Source organism: Variovorax sp. 20P10.2.4 (genome assembly GCF_058244205.1).
In genome coordinates, this window is sequence record NZ_JBZAYE010000795.1 from 1 (window position 1) to 2,969 (window position 2,969).

Annotated in this window: 2 protein-coding genes and 1 pseudogene; all 3 read right to left on the minus strand. The window is 71.2% G+C overall.

Features of this window, described 5'->3' with window-relative positions; genetic code table 11:
* Positions 1–321 (minus strand): annotated as a pseudogene (locus AC27VN_RS37645) (nitrile hydratase subunit beta); the annotation flags it as partial.
* Positions 318–944 carry a nitrile hydratase subunit alpha gene (gene nthA / locus AC27VN_RS37650; RefSeq protein ID WP_490879955.1) on the minus strand — a complete coding sequence of 209 codons (627 nt, stop codon included), beginning with the start codon at positions 942–944 and terminating at the stop codon, positions 318–320. The pseudogene AC27VN_RS37645 and the gene nthA, both read right to left, overlap by 4 nt.
* 24 nt (positions 945–968) lie before the next feature.
* On the minus strand, positions 969–2,969 hold a 2,001-nt coding region (locus AC27VN_RS37655), incomplete at its 5' end, for a TonB-dependent siderophore receptor (RefSeq protein WP_490879956.1).

The window sequence follows — 2,969 nt, forward strand, 5'->3', positions numbered from 1 at the left end:
CAGCACGCGCTTGACGGGCGCGGGCGCATGCAGCATGCGGCCCTGCGCGATCTCGTCCTCGAACAGCTGGCCGCGCTCGATCATCAGCCGCTCGAGCGCCGCGAGCCAGATCCGGTAATAGCTCAGCTGCAGGTAGTGCGGCAAGGTCTCGCGCACGGCGCGGCTCGCATCGATGTTCCACGAGCCGGTGGCGCCCATCGCGAGCACCAGCGCCAGCGCGCGCGGCTCCCAGTCGGCATGGAACAGCTCGCCCTCGGGCTCGGGCTGCACCGCGCCGAAGCCGGTGCGGCCGCCGAGGTCGGCCTGGGTTTGGTAGTTCATACCGGGCCCTCCGGCGCATCGGCGAGCCGGGTGCCGATCATCGAATCGCGCGACACCAGCGCCGCGAGCTCCTCCTCGCCCAGATGCTCCGTGCCCGCGGGCCGCTGCGGAATCACGAGGTAGCGCACCTCCGCGGTCGAGTCCCAGATCCGGATGCGCGTGGTCTCGGGCAGCACCGTGCCGAAGTCCGCGAGCACGCCGCGCGGGTCGCGCACCGCGCGCGAGCGGTAGGGCGCGCTCTTGTACCAGGTGGGCGGCAGGCCCAGCACCGGCCACGGGTAGCAGCTGCACAGCGTGCAGACCACCATGTGGTGCTGATCGTCGCTGTTGGCCACCGCCACCATGTGCTCGCCCTGGCGGCCGGTGTAGCCCAGCGAGGCGATGGCCGCGGTGGCGTCGGCCAGCAGCCAGTCGCGAAAGGCCGGGTCGACCCAGGCTTTGGCGACCACGCGCGCGCCGTTGCGCGGGCCGATGCGGGTCTGGTAGGTGTCGATCAGCGCATCGAGCGCGGCCGGCTCGATGTAGCCCTTCTCGGTGAGCACACTCTCGAGCGCGCGCACGCGCAGGTCCATCTCATCGAGCTCGCTGTGGTCTTCGCCGTGGGCATGGGTGTGTTCGCTCATGCCCCTCATGCTAAGCGCTGCGCCCTACCAGCGGTAGGTGGCCGAAGCCACCGCCTTGCGCCGCTCGCCGTAGAAGCAGCCATAGGTGCACGAGGCGATATAGGCCTTGTCGGCCAGGTTCGTGAGGTTGAACGCGTAGCGCCAGTGGCCGGTGTCGTACGACACCATCGCGTCGAACACGGTGTACGAGGGCACGATGCCGTTCACGTAAAGCCCGGTGGAGGCGCCCACGTGGCGCACGCCCAGCCCCGCGCGCAGGCCCGGCGCGCCGGCCTTGCCGAAGTCGTACTCGCCCCAGGCCGAGAAGGTGTTGTAGGGCACGTTGCCGCGGCGCTTGCCGACGTTGGCGGCGGTGGTGTCGGCGGTGACGCGCGCGTCGGTGTAGGCGTAGGCGGCGATCAGGCTGGCCGAGCGGCCGATGCGCGTGCGCAGCTCGATCTCCAGCCCGCGCGAGCGCACCTCGCCGGTCTGCACCGAGAAGCCGGTGTCGACGGGGTCCGTCGACAGCACGTTCTGCTGCCGGAGCTGGTAGACGGCGGCGCTCAGCAGGGTGTCGCTGCCCGGCGGCTGGTAGCGCAGGCCGAGCTCGTACTGCTCGCCGCGCGTGGGCTCGAAGCGCGCGCCCATGCGGTCGACACCGCTCTGCGGCTGGAACGACTGGCTGAAGCTCGCGAACGGCGCGAGGCCGTTGTCGGCCAGGTAGACGAGGCCGGCGCGGCCGGTGGTGGCCGAGGTCTTCTCCTTCGAGTTCGCGGTCTCGCCATCGACCGGCACCTGGCGGTCGGTCACGCGGTCGTGCCGCGCGCCGAGCACCACCACCCAGCGCCCGGCGATCTTCATCTGGTCCTGCAGGTACAGCCCGGTGGCGTTGCCGGCCATGTCGGGGAAGTAGGTGTTCGGCACCGGCGCACCCGCGACGTAGACGTAGTTCGGCGCGTAGTAGTTGAACTGGGTCGCGATCTCGCGCGACGCGCGCCGCGTGGTGTAGGACTGGTAGGTGGTGTCCACGCCGGCCAGCAGCGTGTGCGCGACCGGGCCGGTGTCGACGCGGTACTCGAGCGAGGTGTCGGTGGTGCGCGCGCGCGAGCGGTCGCGGCGGTCGTAGGACTCATGGAAGGTGGAGCTGGCGCCGTCGGGGCTCACGCCGGCAGCGGCGGTGCTCGGGAAATCGACCTCCGAACGGAAGGCATGTGCGCTGTGGCGCAGCTTCAGGCGATCGCTGAAGGCATGCTCGAAACGGTAGCCGACGGCGGTGTTGGTGCCGGCGTAGCGGTCGCGCCCCGGCGTGCCGGTGTAGCGGCTGCTCGGCACCGGTCCGTGGATGTTCGGCAGGATCGTGACGCCGCCGGCCAGCCCGTACACGTAGTCGGTGCGGTTGCGCAGGTACTCGGCCTGCAGCGTGAGCGAGGTCGCCGCGCTCGGCTGCCAGCGGATCGCGCCCGACAGGAAGCGCCGGTCGTCGGGCACGTGGTCGATGAAGGTGTTGCTGTCGCGCACGAGGCCCGTGAGCCGGTAGGTCAGCGTGCCCTGCTCGTCCAGCTTGCCGCCGAAGTCGCCCTTGATCTGGCGGCGGTCGCGGTTGCCGAGCTCCACGCCCAGCTCGCGCAGCGGCTCGGCCGTGGGCTGCTTGGTGACGGTGTTGACCACGCCGCCGGGCGCGGCCGTGCCGTAGAGCAGCGAGGCCGCGCCCTTGAGCACCTCGGCGCGCTCGAGCCCGTAGAGCTCCTGCTGGCCGTCGTAGGCGTTGACCATGAACTTCGAGCCGTCGCGGTAGAGGCTGCCCGTGCCGGCGCCGGCCTGGAAGCCGCGGATCACGAACGAGTCGGTGGTGCGGTCGGCGCCTTCCGAGCGCCTCACGCCGGCCGTGTAGTTGAAGGCGTCGACCAGGCTGGTGGGCTGCTGGGCCTCGATCTGCTCGGCCGTGACCACCGAGATCGACTGCGGCGTCTCGAGGATCGGCGTGTCGGTCTTGGTGCCGGCCGTGCTGTGGCGCGCGATGTAGCCGTCGGCCGGTCCGCCGGCGCC

What these genes read in the sequence shown, in the direction of transcription:
- nthA (WP_490879955.1), bottom strand. Translation starts at nt 944, where the DNA reads ATGAGCGAACACACCCATGCCCACGGCGAAGACCACAGCGAGCTCGAT.